Source organism: Streptomyces aurantiogriseus, assembly GCF_014649375.1.
Classification (GTDB): domain Bacteria; phylum Actinomycetota; class Actinomycetes; order Streptomycetales; family Streptomycetaceae; genus Streptomyces; species Streptomyces aurantiogriseus.
The window spans coordinates 233,093-250,216 of the sequence record NZ_BMSX01000001.1 but is presented as its reverse complement, the minus strand read 5'-3'; the positions used below and the strand labels follow the sequence as shown (position 1 = coordinate 250,216).

18 protein-coding genes are annotated in these 17,124 nt (G+C 71.4%); 13 read left to right on the top strand and 5 right to left on the bottom strand.

The features are described from left to right. Positions 1-198: 198 nt before the first annotated feature. A complete protein-coding gene (locus tag IE263_RS01170) occupies positions 199-672 on the bottom strand; it encodes a hypothetical protein (protein WP_189931225.1) in 474 nt (157 codons plus the stop codon). 356 nt (positions 673-1,028) lie between these two features. On the opposite strand from IE263_RS01170, the gene IE263_RS01165 reads away from it, so the two are divergent. The 4 genes from IE263_RS01165 to IE263_RS01150 all read left to right on the top strand — a co-directional run bounded on the left by IE263_RS01165 (position 1,029) and on the right by IE263_RS01150 (position 5,040). Further along, positions 1,029-1,277: a hypothetical protein gene (locus tag IE263_RS01165; protein WP_189931224.1), complete on the top strand. Its 249-nt coding sequence runs from the start codon at positions 1,029-1,031 to the stop codon at positions 1,275-1,277. Continuing rightward, positions 1,274-2,290 carry an MASE1 domain-containing protein gene (locus IE263_RS01160; RefSeq protein ID WP_189931223.1) on the top strand — a complete coding sequence of 339 codons (1,017 nt, stop codon included), beginning with the start codon at positions 1,274-1,276 and terminating at the stop codon, positions 2,288-2,290. The genes IE263_RS01165 and IE263_RS01160 overlap by 4 nt, the downstream gene beginning before the upstream one ends. Positions 2,291-2,436: 146 nt before the next feature. Beyond that, positions 2,437-3,120 carry a DUF899 family protein gene (locus IE263_RS01155; RefSeq protein WP_189931221.1) on the top strand — a complete coding sequence of 228 codons (684 nt, stop codon included), beginning with the start codon at positions 2,437-2,439 and terminating at the stop codon, positions 3,118-3,120. Positions 3,121-3,345: 225 nt separating this feature from the next. After that, complete coding sequence (locus tag IE263_RS01150) at positions 3,346-5,040, top strand: NAD-dependent malic enzyme (RefSeq protein WP_189931219.1); 1,695 nt, start codon at positions 3,346-3,348, stop codon at positions 5,038-5,040. Between the two features lie 321 nt (positions 5,041-5,361). On the opposite strand, the gene IE263_RS01145 is transcribed toward IE263_RS01150, so the two are convergent. Next, positions 5,362-5,604: a hypothetical protein gene (locus IE263_RS01145; RefSeq protein ID WP_229910737.1), complete on the bottom strand. Its 243-nt coding sequence runs from the start codon at positions 5,602-5,604 to the stop codon at positions 5,362-5,364. A gap of 78 nt (positions 5,605-5,682) precedes the next feature. After that, positions 5,683-6,540 carry an alpha/beta fold hydrolase gene (locus tag IE263_RS01140; RefSeq protein ID WP_189931217.1) on the bottom strand — a complete coding sequence of 286 codons (858 nt, stop codon included), beginning with the start codon at positions 6,538-6,540 and terminating at the stop codon, positions 5,683-5,685. Between the two features lie 351 nt (positions 6,541-6,891). On the opposite strand from IE263_RS01140, the gene IE263_RS01135 reads away from it, so the two are divergent. The 3 genes from IE263_RS01135 to IE263_RS01125 all read left to right on the top strand — a co-directional run bounded on the left by IE263_RS01135 (position 6,892) and on the right by IE263_RS01125 (position 10,617). Beyond that, positions 6,892-7,584 carry a polysaccharide deacetylase family protein gene (locus IE263_RS01135; protein ID WP_308430569.1) on the top strand — a complete coding sequence of 231 codons (693 nt, stop codon included), beginning with the start codon at positions 6,892-6,894 and terminating at the stop codon, positions 7,582-7,584. Between the two features lie 119 nt (positions 7,585-7,703). Continuing rightward, a complete protein-coding gene (locus IE263_RS01130; protein ID WP_189931213.1) occupies positions 7,704-8,903 on the top strand; it encodes an AAA family ATPase in 1,200 nt (399 codons plus the stop codon). A gap of 85 nt (positions 8,904-8,988) precedes the next feature. Next, positions 8,989-10,617 carry a VWA domain-containing protein gene (locus IE263_RS01125; protein WP_189931211.1) on the top strand — a complete coding sequence of 543 codons (1,629 nt, stop codon included), beginning with the start codon at positions 8,989-8,991 and terminating at the stop codon, positions 10,615-10,617. Positions 10,618-10,629: 12 nt separating this feature from the next. Here the strand turns inward: IE263_RS01125 and IE263_RS01120 are convergent, their stop codons facing one another. Beyond that, a complete protein-coding gene (locus IE263_RS01120) occupies positions 10,630-11,106 on the bottom strand; it encodes an Asp23/Gls24 family envelope stress response protein (protein ID WP_189931209.1) in 477 nt (158 codons plus the stop codon). Positions 11,107-11,413: 307 nt separating this feature from the next. On the opposite strand from IE263_RS01120, the gene IE263_RS01115 reads away from it, so the two are divergent. The 4 genes from IE263_RS01115 to IE263_RS01105 all read left to right on the top strand — a co-directional run bounded on the left by IE263_RS01115 (position 11,414) and on the right by IE263_RS01105 (position 13,098). After that, the gene (locus tag IE263_RS01115) at positions 11,414-12,010 is read left to right on the top strand and encodes a DUF5994 family protein (RefSeq protein ID WP_189931207.1); all 597 of its coding nucleotides are present in this window, start codon (positions 11,414-11,416) and stop codon (positions 12,008-12,010) included. Positions 12,011-12,015: 5 nt separating this feature from the next. Beyond that, a complete protein-coding gene (locus IE263_RS01110; RefSeq protein WP_189931205.1) occupies positions 12,016-12,285 on the top strand; it encodes a hypothetical protein in 270 nt (89 codons plus the stop codon). An 84-nt stretch (positions 12,286-12,369) separates the two neighbouring features. After that, positions 12,370-12,495 (top strand): DUF5994 family protein, encoded by a 126-nt coding sequence (locus IE263_RS49885; RefSeq protein WP_373311846.1) that lies wholly within the window; start codon positions 12,370-12,372, stop codon positions 12,493-12,495. Positions 12,496-12,726: 231 nt separating this feature from the next. Further along, positions 12,727-13,098: an STAS domain-containing protein gene (locus IE263_RS01105; protein ID WP_189931203.1), complete on the top strand. Its 372-nt coding sequence runs from the start codon at positions 12,727-12,729 to the stop codon at positions 13,096-13,098. 124 nt (positions 13,099-13,222) lie between these two features. Here IE263_RS01105 and IE263_RS01100 read toward each other — a convergent pair whose 3' ends face one another. Further along, positions 13,223-13,405 (bottom strand): hypothetical protein, encoded by a 183-nt coding sequence (locus IE263_RS01100; protein ID WP_189931202.1) that lies wholly within the window; start codon positions 13,403-13,405, stop codon positions 13,223-13,225. Positions 13,406-13,781: 376 nt separating this feature from the next. On the opposite strand from IE263_RS01100, the gene IE263_RS01095 reads away from it, so the two are divergent. Together IE263_RS01095 and IE263_RS01090 are read left to right on the top strand one after the other, a co-directional pair. Next, positions 13,782-15,305, top strand: coding sequence for an ABC transporter substrate-binding protein (locus tag IE263_RS01095; protein WP_189931200.1), 1,524 nt, complete (start codon positions 13,782-13,784; stop codon positions 15,303-15,305). A gap of 4 nt (positions 15,306-15,309) precedes the next feature. After that, positions 15,310-17,097, top strand: coding sequence for an ABC transporter permease subunit (locus IE263_RS01090; protein WP_189931199.1), 1,788 nt, complete (start codon positions 15,310-15,312; stop codon positions 17,095-17,097). The last annotated feature ends 27 nt before the right edge of the window (positions 17,098-17,124 follow it).

The window sequence follows — 17,124 nt, the reverse complement described above, 5'->3', positions numbered from 1 at the left end:
CACCGCCGGACCCGCTCGCGCGGCTGTTTGCGGGCTTTTCCTTGACCATCACGTCCACCTTCACCACGCCTACGTCGTAACTCGTGCTTCTGATCCGGGTGACGGGGCAGCCGGCGCTTCCACGGGGGACCGCTTCCACGGTGAGGCGGTGCGCCCGGAAACTGCTCCGGGCGCACCGCATCACGCTGCCCTGGGAGGTCAGCCGATACCGAACGGCTGACCCATCTGGCCGAAGCCGAAGCCGGGCTGCTGCTGGTACTGCGGGAACTGCTGGCCGAACCCACCGCCCCACTGCTGCTGGCCCTGCTGGCCCTGCTGACCCTGCTGGCTCTGCTGGAGCAGCGACACGATCGCGGTCGGCAGCGCCTGCTGCACGGACTGCTCAACCGCGTGACGGATGCCCGAGTGCAGCGCGCGGTGCAGCGCCACAGCCAGGTACGGGTGCGCCTGCTGGGCCATGCCCGGCTGCTGCTGCAGCTGCTGCTGGATCTGCTGGATCTGCTGGATCGTCTGCTGCACCTGCTGCGCGACCTGCTGGGCCGTCTGCTGGCACGCCTGCTGGATGGTCTGCTGGACCAGCTGGGCGATCTGCTGCGGGCCCTGCTGCTGACCGCCCTGCTGCTGACCGCCGAACTGCGCGCCGTACTGCTGGAGGGGTTGGGTTCCGGTCATCACCGACATGGATGTTCCTTCCGGTGTCACGGGGGGAGTGCCGACATGCGCGTCATATCGGCACTATCGGGATAATCCGACGACCTGAAGTTATGGGGGTGTCGGCACGGCCGCAAACGGGACGATCCGTGACGCTGCGTGTGCATCGAGGGAAAAGCGGGACTCGTGGGGCGGGCGCGACCAGGCCCGATGGGGCTCCATGGCCGTCCGGCTCCGGCGGATCCGGCCCTCGGCTGCGGCACGGAAGGAGCGGTGCCGCACGTGCCGCTCGGGGGCGCGGCCGAGCGTCCGTTCGGGCGAACGCCTGGCAGGGGCTCGGCAGTTCGTGGTGGGGGAGCTGATGCGAAAGTGGATATATGGCGCAACTCCGAAGGATCACGGAGCGTGATGCCATGCCGCACCGCCGCACCGCCTCGTCCGGTGGCCACGACGACGTGTCCGTCGCCCTGGATTCCGGGCTGTCCGTGACCTGTACGTTCCTGGGCTTCGACCCGGTCACGAGCGAGCTCGCCGACGCACGCGCCGGGGTGAGCGGCAGGCACGGCCTGGACGACGCCGGTGCGGCACCTCTGCTCCGGCAGGCCCGCCGGGGCAGGCCGGGATGACCGACGCGGCGCGCGGCGCGCGGCTGAAGCCGTACGCCGCCGAGGGTCTGCGGCTGGCTGCCGTCGTGGCCGCCTACTACGTCAGCGCCAGGATCGGGTTGCAGCAGCAACTGGTGCGAGGGCAGGTCACACCGTTCTGGCCGCCCACCGGCATCGCGCTCGTCGTCCTGCTGCTGTGGGGCCTTCGTGCCTGGCCGGCCGTCGCGCTCGGCGCGTTCCTGGTGAACGTGACGCTCGGGCCGTCGATCCTCCCCGTGCTCGCCATCACGGTCGGCAACACGGTCGCGCCGGTGTGCGCCTGCCTTCTCCTGCGGCGGGTGGGATTCCGTACCGCTCTCGACCGGCTGCGGGACGCCCTGGCGCTGGTCTTCCTCGGGGCCCTGATCGGCATGGTGATCAGCGCGACGGTCGGCACGGGGGTACTGGTGGCCTCCGGCGCGCTGACGGCCCAGGACTTCTGGCCGACCTGGTCGGTGTGGTGGACGGGTGACGCGATGGGTGTCCTGGTCGTCGCCCCGTTCCTGCTGGCCCTGCGCACCGCCCGATGGCCGCGCGGGGTGTCCGTCCTGCGCTGGGCCGAGGCGGCGGCCCTGCTGGGCGGCACGGCAGCGGTCTCCCTGGTGGCCACCCACAGCAGGGTCAACCTTCTCTTCCTCGTCGGACCCTTCCTGATCTGGGCGGCCTTCCGCTTCCAGCTGCTCGGCGCAGCGCCCTGCGTGCTGATCGCCTCCGTGATCGCCGTCGACGCGGGGGCCACCGGCTCGGGGCCCTTCTCCGGTCACGATCTCCTCGCCCAGATGGTCATCCTGCAGGCCTTCAACGGCACCGTGTCCCTGACTGCTCTTGTGCTGTCGGCGGTCGTCACCGAGCGGAACCGCACGCTCCGGGAAATCGAGGGGGCCTGTGAGCGCCTGACGGAAGTGCTGGCCCGGCTCGCGCCGGACGAGACACCCGATCAGTGGCCGCCGTTCCGGCCGGAGGAAGGCGATCACCGGAAGCGGCACCGCCCGTGAGCCGTACTCCCGCACGGGCACCCTGCTCGACTGTCGGTGGAGCCAGGGGCCGCCCTAGACTCGAGGGAACGGTTCGGGGACGCGGGCAGCCGGGAGGCAGGACGCGGGAGCGGGAACCGAGGGGGCGGCCACCCCAGGAGGACGCGATGTGGCGGCACACCAGACTGGCCGGGGAATCACCGGACTACCTCGCAGCCCGCGAAGAGCTACGCCTGGCCGAGATCGACCTCATGCGCCACCGCGAGAAGGTCGCGGCCCTACGACGGACCCTCCCCAAGGGGCCGCCCGTGGACGACTACCTCTTCCTGGAAGGCCCCGCCGATCTCGACGCCGGCGACACACCGGTCCGCGAGGTCACCCTGAGCGGGCTGTTCACCGCCCCCCACCGTCCGCTGATCGTGTACCACCTCATGTACGGCAAGCTGCAGACCAGCCCCTGCCCGATGTGCACCCTGTGGATCGACGGCTTCAACGGCATCGCCCGCCACATCGCCCGCAGCGCGGACTTCGCCGTCGCCGCGGCCGCCGACCCACCCGCCCTGCGGCAGCATGCCCGCGACCGCGGCTGGCAGCGGCTGCGGCTGCTGAGCTGCGGTGACAGTACGTTCAAGTACGACCTGGGCAGCGAGGACAAGGACGGCGAACAGGACTCCACGGTGTCCGTCTTCACCCGTGACCACGACGGCGCGATCCGCCACTCCTACTCCGCCCACCCCCGCATGGGCGACGACATCGCCGAGCGCGGCATCGATCTCCTGGCCCCCGTCTGGCACCTCCTCGACCTGACGCCCCAGGGCCGCGGCGACTGGTACCCGAGCCTCGACTACTGACCGCAGCCGAGCACGGCCCACGCGTCCCAGCGCGGCCGGCAGCGGCGGGCTCCGCGCGCGCCCGAGCCGCTCGGACCGGCCACCGGACTCCACGGTTCCCGGCCAGTCGGCCCGCTCGAGCGGCAAAAAGGAGGGGCGAGGGTGCCCTCGTCGTGTCGAGCTGGGTACCCGGGGGCCTGGTGACACACGAGTCCTGACGGCAAGCGCCCGACGTAAGGAGACCCGATGGCCCCGCCCCGGAATCGTGCACAGGACGCCCACAAGGGAAAGGGAAAAGGCCACACCAGCCGTGAGGGACCGAACGGCCGCGCGCTGCTCGCGGACCCGCTGAGCAACAAGGGCGTCGCCTTCACCCAGGAGGAGCGGGAACGGTACGGCCTGGTCGGGGTGCTGCCGCCCGCGGTGCTCTCCCTGGAGCTCCAGGCGCGGCGCGCCTGGGAGCAACTGGGCGCGCAGGGGGACGATTTGGCGAAGAACGTGTACCTGGAACAGCTCCACGACCGCAATGAGGTCCTCTATTACCGCTTGCTCTGCGACCACCTCCCCGAGCTGCTGCCGATCGTGTACGACCCGACCGTGGGCGAGGCGATCAAGCGCTACAGCCACGAATACCGGCGGCCGCGCGGTGTCTACCTGTCCATCGACCGACCGCAGGACGTCCGTCCCGCGTTCCAGGCGCTCGGCCTGGGCCCCGACGACGTCGACCTGGTGGTGGCGACCGATGCGGAGCAGCTCCTCGGGATCGGCGACTGGGGTGTCGGCGGCATGCAGATCTCGGTCGGCAAGCTGGCCGTCTACACCGCCGCCGCGGGCATCCACCCCGGGCGGGCCGTTCCGGTGATGCTCGACGTCGGCACCGGGAACCAGGCGCTGCTCAACGACCCGCTGTACGTCGGCAACCGGCACAACAGGGTGCGCGGCGAGGCGTACGACTCGTTCGTGGCCGCCTTCGTGGAGGCGGTGGGCGAGCTGTTCCCGCACGCGCTGCTGCACTGGGAGGACTTCGGCCCCGGCAACGGCCGCCGCATCCTCCAGCAGTACGGCGAGAAGATCCGCACCTTCAACGACGACATGCAGGGCACCGGCGCGATCACGCTGGCCTGCGTCATGAACGCGGCACGGGTCACCGGCACACCCATGCGGGACCAGCGGATCGTGGTCTTCGGCGCCGGGACGGCGGGTGTGGGCATCGCCGACCAGCTGCGCGACGCCATGGTCCGCGACGGACTGGACCGCGAGGAGGCCACCCGCCGCATCTGGTGCGTGGACCGCCAGGGCCTGCTGCGGCAGTCCACCGAGGGACTGCGCGACTACCAGCAGCCGTACGCGCGGCCCGACGACGAGTGGCCCCCCGACAGGCCGGCCGACCTGCCGAGCGTGGTGGACCGGGCACAGCCGACCGTGCTGGTGGGAACCTCCACCCAGCACGGGGCCTTCACCGAGGACGTGGTGCGCTCCATGGCCCGCCATGTGGACCGGCCGGTCGTCCTGCCGCTGTCCAACCCCACGGAGAAGATCGAGGCCATGCCGGAGGACGTGCTCCGGTGGACCGGGGGCAAGGCCCTGGTCGCCACGGGCATCCCGGTACCTCCGGTGGAGCTGGACGGCACCACGTACGTCATCGGCCAGGCCAACAACGCCCTCCTCTACCCGGGGCTGGGACTGGGCGCCGTGGTGGCCCGCGCCGATCGGATCACCGACGGCATGCTCCAGGCCGCGGCGGAAGCCGTCGCCGGCCTCGCCGATCTGTCGCAGCCCGGCGCCGCCCTGCTGCCGGAGGTGGAGAACCTGCGCGCCTCGTCGGCCGTCGTCGCCACGGCCGTCGCCCGCCGCGCCGCCGAGGAGGACGTCGCCCGGGCCCGCCTCGACGACGTGATCCAGCAGGTCCAGGACGCCATGTGGCAGCCCGAGTACGGCTGATACGACTGATACGACGAGGCAGCGTGCGACGCGTACGGGGAGGCCGCGACAGTGCGGGAGGCCGCAAAACAGAGGGGGGCCGCAAGAAAGGGGGAGGCCGCAAAAAAAGGGGAAGCGGCGTCGACCTCCCCAGGCACTCCGCCGCTTCCCGTCCAGCACGGCCCGGCTACCCACGGACTGTTGTCCTAAGCCTGTCCGCTTTCACCGGTGCGCGGCGACAGCGGTGGCCAAGTGCTTCTGTGGCAACGCGGTTGGCAGGAGGGGCGGGCGTGAGCCGACGGCTCGTCAGCCGCTGGAGAGGCGGTGGGCGAGGAAGGCGGCTCAGCCGCTCTTTTCCGGCTCATGTGCGCCGATGCCCGCCGGGCCGGTGCGGAGCATGGCCTTGTAGAGGGCGTCGTGCTCGGGCGAGGCGGGCAGGGGACCGCGGGCCGGGGCCTCGCGGGACTGGATCATCAGGGCGACGACGCGTCGCCAGGCGTCGGGGGCGGCGTCGCCGGTGGCGTTGACGACGCCTGCGTTGGCCATGTGCAGCAGCACCAGATCCGAGGGATCCCGATGCTCCACTTGCCCGCCACGCGGTCGAGCACCTCGGTGAGCCACTTGATCACCCATGGGCACGGCGGCCGCCCATCGCCCTTGCGCTCAGCCGGTCTGCCGGAACGGCTCCGCCCCGGTCCGGATCAGGAAGTCGGTGAGCACTTCGGCGAGTCGTTCGGGCTGGTCCTCGGGGACGAGGGTGGACGAGTCGGCGATCTCGACCAGCCGGCCTTTCGGATACAGCTCCGCCAGTCGGGGGCCGTGCTCGCGCGGCATCAGGCGGTCTTCGGCCGCCCAGACGACGAGTACGGGGCGGTCGAAGTCGCGCAGTCGTTCGCTCCAGGCCAGCAGGGTCGCGCGGTCGGGCGCCGAGGTGGCGAACTTGGCGAAGTCCCTGCGAATGGCCCTGCTCCGGGTCGCGGGAGCGAACCAGTCGTCCAGGATCTCGTCCGGAATCCCGCGCAGGCTCATCCCTCCGTATCCGTTGCGGTTGTTCCGGAACGCAGGGACGCGCATCAGCCGCGTCAGAAGCCAGACGCCGCCGGGGACCCGGCACACGTGGGCCAGCGCCTTGGCCGGTCCCGGGGGAAAGTTGTCGAACGCCTCGCAGGCCACCAGCACCAGCCGCGCGACCCTCCGGCCCTGCTCCTCCGACACCAGGAACTGGCCACCGCCCCAGTCATTGAGGACGAGGGTCACCTCGTCCAGGCCCAGCCGTTCGATGAACTCACCCAGCAGTCGCGCGACACCACGGTGGGACAGGTCGGCGTCCGGGTTCATCGGCCGGCGATGACCGCCGAGGGGCAGTGTGGGCAGGACGCAGCGATACCCGTCCAGCAAGGGCACCACCTTGCGCCACTGCGTCTCGTTCATCGGCAGCCCATGACCGAACACCAGCACCGGCCCTGCACCGCCGGTGTCCTGATAGTCGATCGGTCCGGACGACAGCTCGATCTCCGGCATCGCGCCCCCCTTTGACAGGTCGTTCTCCTGCGTGCGGCCACGGTGTTGTTCCCCCGGACAGTGTTCCGGACCCGGTCGAGTCCGTCCTCCACGCCTTCGCCCTCCGTCGCGTCCGGAGCGGAACCTCGGACATCCGTTCGCCATCAAGCAAGGCGAACAGGCTGAGGCGTACGGATGGCATGGGGGTAGCGCGCGGTGAACAGGCGGATCAGGAGGGCGGCGCTGGCGTGTCTCCTTCTCGCGACGGGCTTTGCGACGGGCTGCGCGGCCGAACCCCCTGCGGAGTCCCGCGCCACCCCGCGCCCCGCCGTACCGTCCACACAGCCTCCCCGCGGCGACGCGGGGGCGCAGGTGGGCACCGAGGCCGCCTACCGCAGGTGGGGCATCAAGCCGCTGGCCGCACCGCCCGCCCCGCCCGCGACCAAGCCGGCGGGGCGGGCGGCTGCCGGAGGCGGGGTGCCGGTGATCAGCGAGATACCCACCAAGGAGAAGATCGTCTTCCTCACGTTCGACGACGGCGCCGAGAAGGACCCGGAGTTCGTGACCATGATGCGGGAGCTGAAGATCCCCTTCACGATGTTCCTGACGGACTCCGCCATCCGTGCCGACTACGACTACTTCAAGCAGCTCCAGCAGTTCAGCGACGGCGTCCAGAACCACACGCTGACTCATCCGAACCTCCGCACCCTGGGCGCGGCCGCTCAGAAGCAGGAGATCTGCGGCCAGCAGAAGAAGCTGAAGGATCGATACGGCACCATGCCGCGGCTGTTCCGTCCGCCCTACGGCAACTGGAACGAGGACACCCGGGCCGCCGCGGCGTCCTGCGGTATAGAGGCAATCGTCCTCTGGCGCGAGTCCATGCAGATAACGAACATGCAGTACCAGCGCGCCGACAAGAAGCTCCACCCGGGTGACATCGTGCTGGCCCACTTCCGCGGACCGTCCGAGCTCAAGGGCACGACGATGACCGAGATGACGGCGAACCTGCTGCGTCACATCCAGGAACAGGGCTTCACGGTTGCCCGCCTGGAGGACTACCTGTAGCCCCGACGGGCCGAACGCTCAACCGCTCTCACCCTCGGCTGCTTGTCACTTCGTCGTAGCGTCAGGGGGGAAGGGCCGTCTCGGCAGCCCAACAGGGCGTCACGGGCAAGGAGTTGAGGATGGGCGCACAGGACGCGCAGGACACGGCCAAGCGACTCCGGGCGATCAGCGACGAGCTGTCGGACCGTTTCTACGAGCGGGACGACGTGGTGCGGACACTGGTGGTGACGCTGCTGGCCGGACAGCACTCGTTGGTGCTCGGCCCGCCCGGAACGGCGAAGTCCGAGATGGCCCGGGAACTCACCGGCAGGATCGACGGGGCGTCCTACTGGGAGATCCTGCTGTCGAAGTTCACCGCGCCGACGAGGATGTTCGGTCCCATCGACGTCGCCGCGCTGGCCCGGGGTGAGTACCGCCAGGTCTACGAAGGCCGCGCCACGACCGCGCATGTCGCGTTCATCGACGAGATCTTCAAGTGCTCCACCGCGGCGCTGAACGAGACATTGGGCTACCTCAACGAGCGGATCTACCACCCCGAGAACGGCGGCGAGCCGATCCGCTGCCCCCTGATCGGAGCCATCACGGCGAGCAACGAACTGCCCGGCGGGGAGGATTCCGCCGCGATCTACGACCGGCTGCTGGTGCGGATCGAGGTCGGGTACCTGGCAGACCCGTCGAACTTCGCCGCACTGGTCCGCTCCGCCGTCAGCCGCCCGGTGGCAGCGACACGGACCACCATCGAGCTGGCCGCCCTGCAGCACGCCGTGACCGAAGCCGTCCCGGCCGTCGACGTGCCCGACGTGATCGTGGACGCGGTGTGCACGCTGCGGGCCGCCCTGCGCCGCAAGGAACTCGTCGCCTCCGACCGCCGCTGGCGGCAGGCGGTGGGCCTGCTCCAGGCGTCGGCGTACCTCGACGGCCGCCCGGCGGTCGCCGAGACCGACCTGTCGGTGCTGACTCATGTGCTGTGGGACTCTCCCGCCGAACGCCCCACCGTCGAGCGCGAGGTGCTGCACCTGGTCAACCCCGACGCCAGGGAGGCGCTCGACCTGGCCGACACCATCGACGAGCTGGAGGCCCAACTCGACGCCATGGCCGGACAGTCCCGCGAGGCGCTGAGCGAGTGGGTCATCAAGAAGGCCCACAACAAGCTCGCCACGGCGGGGAAGCGGCTGGAGAAGCTGCGCGAGGAGGCGGCGGTCGCGGGCCGCTCCACCGCCGCCATCGACCGAGTCGCCGGCCGCCAGCGTGCCGTCCGCGCCCGCGTTCTCACCGAGGCACTCGGCGTGGACGCGAGCATGGTGCAGGCCCAGTTCTGAACGCCCAGTTCTGAACACAGGGGACAACACAGGGGATCAGGACCGAGGGACCAGGACCGAGGGATCAGGACCAGGGATCAGGACCATGGGCGAGACACCGAGCAAGCTCGACGAGCTGGCGAGCCGGGCCGGGAAGTGGCTGGGCCTGTCCACCGCCGCTCCCGAGCGGCACACCACGGCCGTGGTCGCGGACCCCTTCGACCGGATCGCATGGCGCGACACCTACGAGCAGTCGGCCGGACTGCGCGAGCTGGCCGAGGAGCTGAACGAGCGCCACGACCACGCCACCGACCTCCTGACCGACGCGTTCCTGGCCGCCTACACGGCCGCCCCGCGGTTGCGCGAGCGCGCGGAGATGACGCCCTCCCGGCTGGTCAACCACCAGATCATCACCTCACTGGTGGAGTCACCGGAGTTCGCCGAACTGCGCCGGGAGACGGCCGGCGACCCCTACGCCGCCGCCATGGCCGTGCTCGCCCAGGCCGCCGCGCTGCGCCGGATGCTGGAGCGCTCCCGGGATGCCCAGGAACAGGCCGAGCAGGCGAAGAAGGCCCAGCAGGACGCCGACGGCGCGGCGACCGCCGTGGGCGAGGCGCTCCAGCAGGCCGCCGACGAGGCGGACCGGACCGACGGGGCCGGCACCGTGCCGGCCCCGGCCGCCGACGCCGTACAACAGGCGATCGAGGCCGCCGGGGCCGCCGAGGCCGCCGCGCGACAGGCCGCCCAGGACGCCGCGCAGGTCCTCGCGGCGGCCGTCCCCGGTACCCGTGCCACCGCTCGGAACGCGGTGGCGAAGGCCGCCGAGACCGTGCGGGAGGAGGCCGCGCTGATGCGGGCGTGGGGCGTCGGCCCCGGCGAGCTGGAGCGGACGCCGTACGACGAGCGCGCCCGGCTCGCCGAGCGGCTGCGCACCGGCCGTCTCGCAGAGTGGGCCGAGCTGATCGGTCGCTTCCGGCAGATGGCCGGCGGTGAGCGCGCCCGCAAGGTGGAGAACGCCGCCGGGGAGCTGGTCGGCGTCACACTCGGCAACGATCTCTCCCGCGTGATCCCCTCCGAGCTGGCCCACCTCGGCCTGCCTGAGCTGCGCGCGGTGTTCGCCGCGCGCTACGCCGCCGGGGAGCTGATGCTCTACGACAGCCAGGGGGAGCAGACCACCGGCCAGGGCGCCGTCATCGCGTGCGTCGACACCTCGCACTCCATGTACGAGGCAGGGCCCGGCGGGGTCACCCGGGAGGCGTGGGCCAAGGCGTGCGCCCTGGCGCTGCTGGATCAGGCTCGCCACGCGGGGCGTGACTTCGTCGGCATCCTGTTCTCCGCCGCCGACAAGATCCAGGTCTTCCGCTTCCCGGCCGGCGAGCCCGCCGGCATCGACCGGGTGCTCGACTTCGCGGAGACCTTCCTCGGCGGCGGCACCAGCTTCCAGACACCGCTGACAGCGGCCAGGGAACTGCTGGAGGAGGAGTTCGACGACGCCGCCCGCACGCGCGGCGACATCGTGATGATCACCGACGAGGAATGCGGCGTCACCGAGGAATGGATGCGCGGCTGGAACGACGCCAAGCACCTGCTGGGTTTCCGCGTCTTCGGCGTGGCCGTCGGCGCCCCGCGCGCCCCCGAAACCGGCTCGGTCCTGGAGGCCCTGTGCGACAACCTCCGCTCCATCGAGGACCTCACCGACGTCCACGCCGCCGCCGACCTCTTCCGCGTGATCTGAGGGACCGGCGGTTCACCTCACGCGGCCCTCCTCCGGTTCGGACTCCTCCTCGTCGGGAAGGTGGACGTCGTCGACGGCGATGTTCACCTCGACGACCTCCAGGCCCGTCATCCGCTCCACGGCGCCGACGACGTTGGAACGCACGTCACCGGTCACGTCGACGATGGAGACCCCGTACTCGACGACGACGTTCAGGTCGATGGCGGTCTGACGCTCGCCGACCTCGACCTTCACGCCTCGGGTGACGCCGCCTGAGCCGGGGACCCGTTCCCGCATGGCGCCGAAGGCGCGTGCCATGCCACCGCCGAGGTTGTGGATGCCCGGTACCTCACGGGCGGCCATGCCCGCGATCTTGGCCACCACGCCGTCCGCGATGGAGGTCTTCCCCCGGGTCTCCGCGGGAGCCCCGGCCCCGGTACGGCCCTTCAGCGTGCTCACGCCCGCGTCGGGCCGGTCTGCGGAGCCGATGTTGGTGGTGTTGTCCGTCATGGGTATCGCCTCGGCCCGTGTCCGATGTGATGTGCGGACTCCGGGTACCCGCCCGTCCCGAGTCGCGAACGGGATCGGCATGATCGAACGGAGCGGTTCCCCATCGCCGGCCCGCGTCGTCCGTGCCGGAGAGTCGGTCCCGCACAGGCCGGCGAAGGGTCGGTCGGTCGTACGGTCCGTTCGGCTTGTCCGAGGAGTAGGCTGCAGTTACCGAGGACATTTCGCGCACCGGCATCCATGCTCGTGTCGTTTTCGGCGATTGAATATGCCGGGCCGGTTGCGGCCGGCCCGGGGCAGGGTTCGCGTCATGACTGCGACCATTTCCCCCTCGCCGACACTCGAAGTCGAAGACCGGTTCTCCTCGTCCTCTCTGCGTCTGTCGCTCGCTCCCGCCGGTCCCGCGCCGGCTCTGCTGGACGGTGCCTGGTGGCCCCGCTCCCGCGATCTCGGGGCGGAACTCCCCTCCCTGACCGCCGTACTGGATCCGCTGTGGGGGCGGATCACCCGGGTCACGGTGAATCCCACCCACTGGCCGGTCGTTCCGCGCAAGGTGCCCGTCGCCGGGCACGTGGTGAACGTGGGCTGGTTCCTGGACGAGCAGGACCCGCACGAACTGATGCTGCTCTCGTACCACATGGGCCGCTGGAACCTCCTGGTGGTCCCGCCGCAGACGGCCCCCGTCTCGGCCGCCTGGCTGATGGCCGCCGCGAGCGACCCCCTGGGCACATCGACCGCGAGCCGGTTGATGGAGGAGGCGGCGCGCCTGCGGACGGTGTCCGAGACCGACCGGGCCGTGGAGGCGGTCTGGGACTCCGAAGGGGGACATGAAACCCCCGATCCGGCCGCACGTCCACGGATTCCGGCCGTCACCGGCGTGCTGACGTATCAGCCGATGGGGAGGTGAGGACCGTGGAGACGTTCGTGACCGTGATCGTGGTCCTGGCGATGATCGCCTTGGGGGTGCTCCTCATCCACCTGCTCAACTCGCAGCACAGGGACCGCATCGCCGCCTTCCACTACGGCCGCTCCGGGACGCCGGTCCCGGGACCGGCCCCGTCGCATCCACGCAGGACGCGTGGCCGGGCGGCGGCGAGCGTCACGGGTGGCCGTCGCGACCATCGCGACGGCGGCCGCGGACGGCTCCGCCCCCGGCGCCGCACCCGTAGGGGAGCGGGGTGAGCCCGTGCTCCCCGGCAGGCTTCCGGCCGACACCAGCAGCAGGCCGGTGATCCCAGGCACCGCGGTGCTGCGGATGGAGACGACATCGAGGCGCACGGGTGCTTCGACGGCGCGTGGTGGCCGCGGTCACGCGACCTGGAGAGCCAACTGCCCGGCCTGCTCACCGCGCTGACCGCTCGACCGGGTGTTCCTGGCCTGTCACCGACCTGACGGCACATCCACAGCCCGAGGAGGGCACCGATGCCCGCCGGGCGTGGACCTTCCACCCCGATCCCTTGTCGCCTCCATGGGCAGCCGATCCGCCGCCGGGCTCGCCGTCTCGGGCTGTCGGTCGGACCGGCTGTTCACCCCGTCACCACCCCCCGTATCGGCGGTACGCCAGGGGCCGGACCCGGCCCTGCCGCGCGGCACTCTCCGATGGGGCGTCCGAACCGAGGAGCCATGCCCCTTCCCCAGCTGAGCGTCTACCGGCACGACCACACCAGCCGCGCTCTGATCACCTTCGCAGGAGAGATCGACCTGGCCACCACCCCGCTCGTGCGTGACGCACTGGCCGCATGTCTGCGCGACGGCATCCGCACCGCCGACGTCGATCTGACCGCGGTCACCTTCTGCGACGTCAGCGGACTCAACGCTTTCCTCACGGCAGCCCGGCTCGCCACCGATGCCGGAGTGACTCTGCGACTGCACTATCCGCCGCCGACCCTGGCCCGCATCATCGAGATCACCGGCTCGGGCTTCCTGCTCCACGAGCCCCACGCCGCCCGACCACCGTCACATCGGGTTCCCGCCGCCTCGGTCGGTACGCGGTGACGGCCCGCCCCGCCGGAAGCCGCCACAGGGTACGTAGCCGGGAGCCGCCACAGGGTAGGGAGAACACGCCTCTCGCACGGCAGTCGGGTGCGCTGTGTCTCGTCCGTGGGTCCCGCAGCAGTCGTCAGCGGAGGGGGCGCCGCTTGGTGCGCCGGGACCCGCGCCCTGACCCTCGCACTACGGCGAAGGCCACAGTGGCCACGAAGAGGATGATGCCGATGGCCAGCAGATAGCCCAGGCCCTCCGCTGTCGCGCCGATGATTCCCAGGATGACGGCCACGAGGATGAGCAGGAGGAGGAGCACCATCACCCGAACACCTCCTTCGGAGCCGGTGGTGCAACGGCCCCGGCGTATGCACACCGGGGCCGCCCTTCCGGGCCGTGGCACGTGAGAGTGCACTGACCCACTTGTCATCGTATGCCCGATACGCGCGAAATGTTCTTACTGTGCCAGGGATTCTCAGGTGCTACAGGGATTCTCAGGTACTACGACCCCTCGTCGTGACTGTCCCCTCGGCAGTCCTCCGGGCCGTCCCGGAGGGTGAGGCATCTCATCGGTTGAGATTTCATCTACCTAGGTATCAAATTTGGTAAGGCTTGCCTTATATGCTGCCAATCGTGTCCCCGGTCGTCGCATCCCGCGTGCCGGGGGCGTGATCTGCCCCCGCACGACAGGACTCACCATGCGCACCACCTCCCGCGGCATCGTCGCGGCACTCGCTCTCAGCCCGTTGCTGGCCGGCTGTTTCGCACCGGGCGAGGACGGCTCGGGTACAGGTGGCGAGGCGGGATCGGCCGGTCGTCTGAGGGTCGCCCTCGCCGTGCCGCCGGTGCAGGCTCTGTCGCCGTACAGCAACGACGCCACCGTGCTCAGCAAGCTCTCCGTGGCCGAGGGCCTCACCGCGCTGGACAAGGACGGCGCCGCCGCACCCGCCCTGGCGAGGTCCTGGACCCAGAAGAACGCCACGACCTGGGTCTTCGAGCTGCGCAAGGCCACGTTCCAGGACGGCACCGAGGTCACGGCCGACTCGGTCGTCAATGCCCTCGACCACGCCGCCAAGGCCGAGACCAGGCCCCGCGTCCTCAGTGACGTGACGCTGACCGCCAAGGCCGACGACGCCGACACCGTCACGATCACCACCAAGGCCGCGGACCCGGTTCTCCCGCTGCGGCTCGCCAGCCCCGCCCTCGGCATCCTCTCCTCGAAGGCGTACGCCGAGGACGGCACCGTCAGTCCCGTCGGCACCGGCACCGGCCCCTTCGAGATCACCAAGCTCACCGGGAAGACCAAGGCCACGCTCAACCGCTTCGACGGCTACTGGGGCGGCAAGGCCAAGGCGTCCGGCATCGACGTCAGCTGGATAGCCGACGGCACCGCCCGCGCGGGCGCCCTGCGCAGCGGCGACGTCGACATCGCCGAGTGGATCCCCACCGCCCAGGCGAAGCTCCTCGACGAGAACACCCGCCACGAGGTGCCCTCCGTGCGCACCGACAGCCTGATCCTCAACACCGCGAGCGGTCTCTTCGCCGACGCCACGCTGCGGTCGGCCGCCCGCGAGGCCGTGGACGGCGACGTCCTCGTGGACTCGGTCTTCGGCGGCTACGCCGACCCCGCGCAGGGCCTGTTCGGGCCGGCCGTCTCCTGGGCCGCCGACCGGCGCGTCGAGGTGACCGGCCGGGCGACGGCCGCGACCGCAGCACAGGTGAAGGCGGAGACGAAGGGCAAGACCCTGCGCCTGGCCACCTACACCAACCGCGCCGAACTCCCCGAGGCCGCGACCGTCCTGCAGCAGCAGCTGGAGAGGGCCGGGTTCACGGTGAAGCAGGACGTACGCGAGTACACGCAGATGGAGGCCGACCTCCTCGCGGGCAAGTACGACGCGCTCGTCTTCTCCCGGGTCACGCTCCTCGACACCGGTGACGCGGTCGCGTACCTCGCCAGCGACTACACCGGCGACGGCGTCTACAACATCGCCGGCCTGAAGGACAGCAAGGTCGACCAGGCCATCAAGTCCGCCGCCGAGGAAGGCGACACGGCCGCGCGGCAGCAGAAGATCATGCGGGCCGAGGCGGAGATCCTGCGCACCGACGCCGTCGTCCCGCTCGTCCACGAGAAGGTCGTGCAGGGCATTTCCGACGACGTCGAGGGCGTCCTTCTCGACCCCCGCGAGCGCTCCCTGGTCGACGTCGACACCCGCCTGAAGTAGCCCGATGAGCATCACGCCGTCGGCCGGCGCCCATGGCCTGCCGACCCGGTGGCGCGCGGGGGCCGGCCGCGTCGTCGCCGGGGCCGCGCTGCTGACGGCCGTCGCCTTCCTGCCCTGGCTGTCCGGCACCGACCCCGCGCTGACCGTCCTGCGCGCCCGCTCCGCCGAACAGGACCCGACCCCGGCACAGCTGGCCGCCGTACGGGAACAACTGGGCCTGGACGAGGGGCCGTTCGCCCATCTCGTACGGTGGCTGGACGGACTGGCGCACGGGGACGCCGGCACCTCCTGGGTGTCGGGCGAACCGGTCCTGCCCCAGGTGACGACCGCCTTCGCGGTGTCCCTCACCCTGATGCTCGGCGCGCTGGTGGTCACCGTCGCGGTCGCCGCGCTGGTCTGCGCCCGCACCCTCCACCTGGGCTCCCGGCGGCGGCTGCGTCAGGCGCGAGCGGGCACCGGGGCGGCGGTCCTCGCCGCGCTGCCCAAGTTCCTGCTCGCCTCACTGCTCGCGACCGTGTGCGGGGTGTGGCTGGGCTGGTTCCCCTCCCAGGGCTGGGCGGGGCCGCAGTCGATGGTGCTGCCCGCGCTCGCCCTCGGCGTGCCCTCCGGGGCGGTGATCGGCGGACTGCTCGACCAGTCCCTGCCCGCCGCCTTTCACGAGCCCTGGGCACGGACCTGGCGCGCCTACGGCCTCACGAACGGCCGTATCGCGCGCACCGCACTGCGCCGCGCACTGTCCGGGGTGCTCCCGCAGCTTCTGCCGACCGTCGTCGCCCTGGTCGGCGGCGCGGTCGCGGTGGAGAAGATCTTCAACATCCCGGGCCTCGGCCGTCTCGCGCTGGAGTCCGCCATCGCCCAGGATCTGCCGCCGCTGCAGACCGCGACGCTGGCCCTGGTCCTGCTCGGCGTCTGTGCCGGCGCGCTGATCCAGGCAGTGCGCCGCGCTCTGCTCGGCCCTGCCCTGCGGGACGGCGCCCTGCCCACCCTGCACCTGCCCGCCCTGCCGCGGCCCCGTTCACTGCCCTGGGTCATCGGCTTCTGCGCTCTCGCCCTGCTCACCCTGGTCGTGGCCGGCCTCCTGCGCGACCCCCTGCACGTGGACACGACGGCCCGACTGCTCCCCCCGTCCTTCGCGCACCCGCTGGGCACCGACTCACTCGGCCGCGACCTGCTGGCCCGGCTGGGCCACGGGGCCTTGCGCACGGCCGGTGTGGCCCTCGCGGTGACCGTGGCCAGTGCCCTTCTCGGACTTCTGATCGGCACGGCGACACAGGTGGGCGCGGGCCTGACCGAAGTGGTGTCGACCCTGCCGGCGGTCCTCGCCGGACTGCTCACGACCGCGGTGACCGGCCCGTCGGTCTGGGGCGCCGCCTGCGCGGTGTGCCTGGTGGCCTGGACCCCCTACGCCGCACAGACCGCCGCCCTGCTCGAACAGGAACGGGCCAGCGGCCACCTGCTCGCCTCGATCTCCTTCGGCGCCGGCCCCTCCTATCTGCTGCGCCGTCACCTGCTGCCCGCGGTCCTGCCCCCGCTGGTGCGCAATGCCCTGCTCCGGCTGCCCACCACGGTCCTCGTCCTGGCCTCCCTCGGCTTCCTCGGCCTGGGGGAACAGCCGCCCACCCCGGAGTGGGGACGCCTGCTCTCGGAGAACCAGCCCTACGCGGAGCTCGCCCCCTGGACCGTGCTCGCCCCGGCCACCGCCCTCGTCCTCCTCTCCGTCCTCACCGTCTCCGGCACGGCGACGGGACGCAGCCGGGCCGGCCTCCGCACCGCCGGGCGCGGCTCCGCCTGACCCAGGAGCAAGGACGCCGCCGCGGGC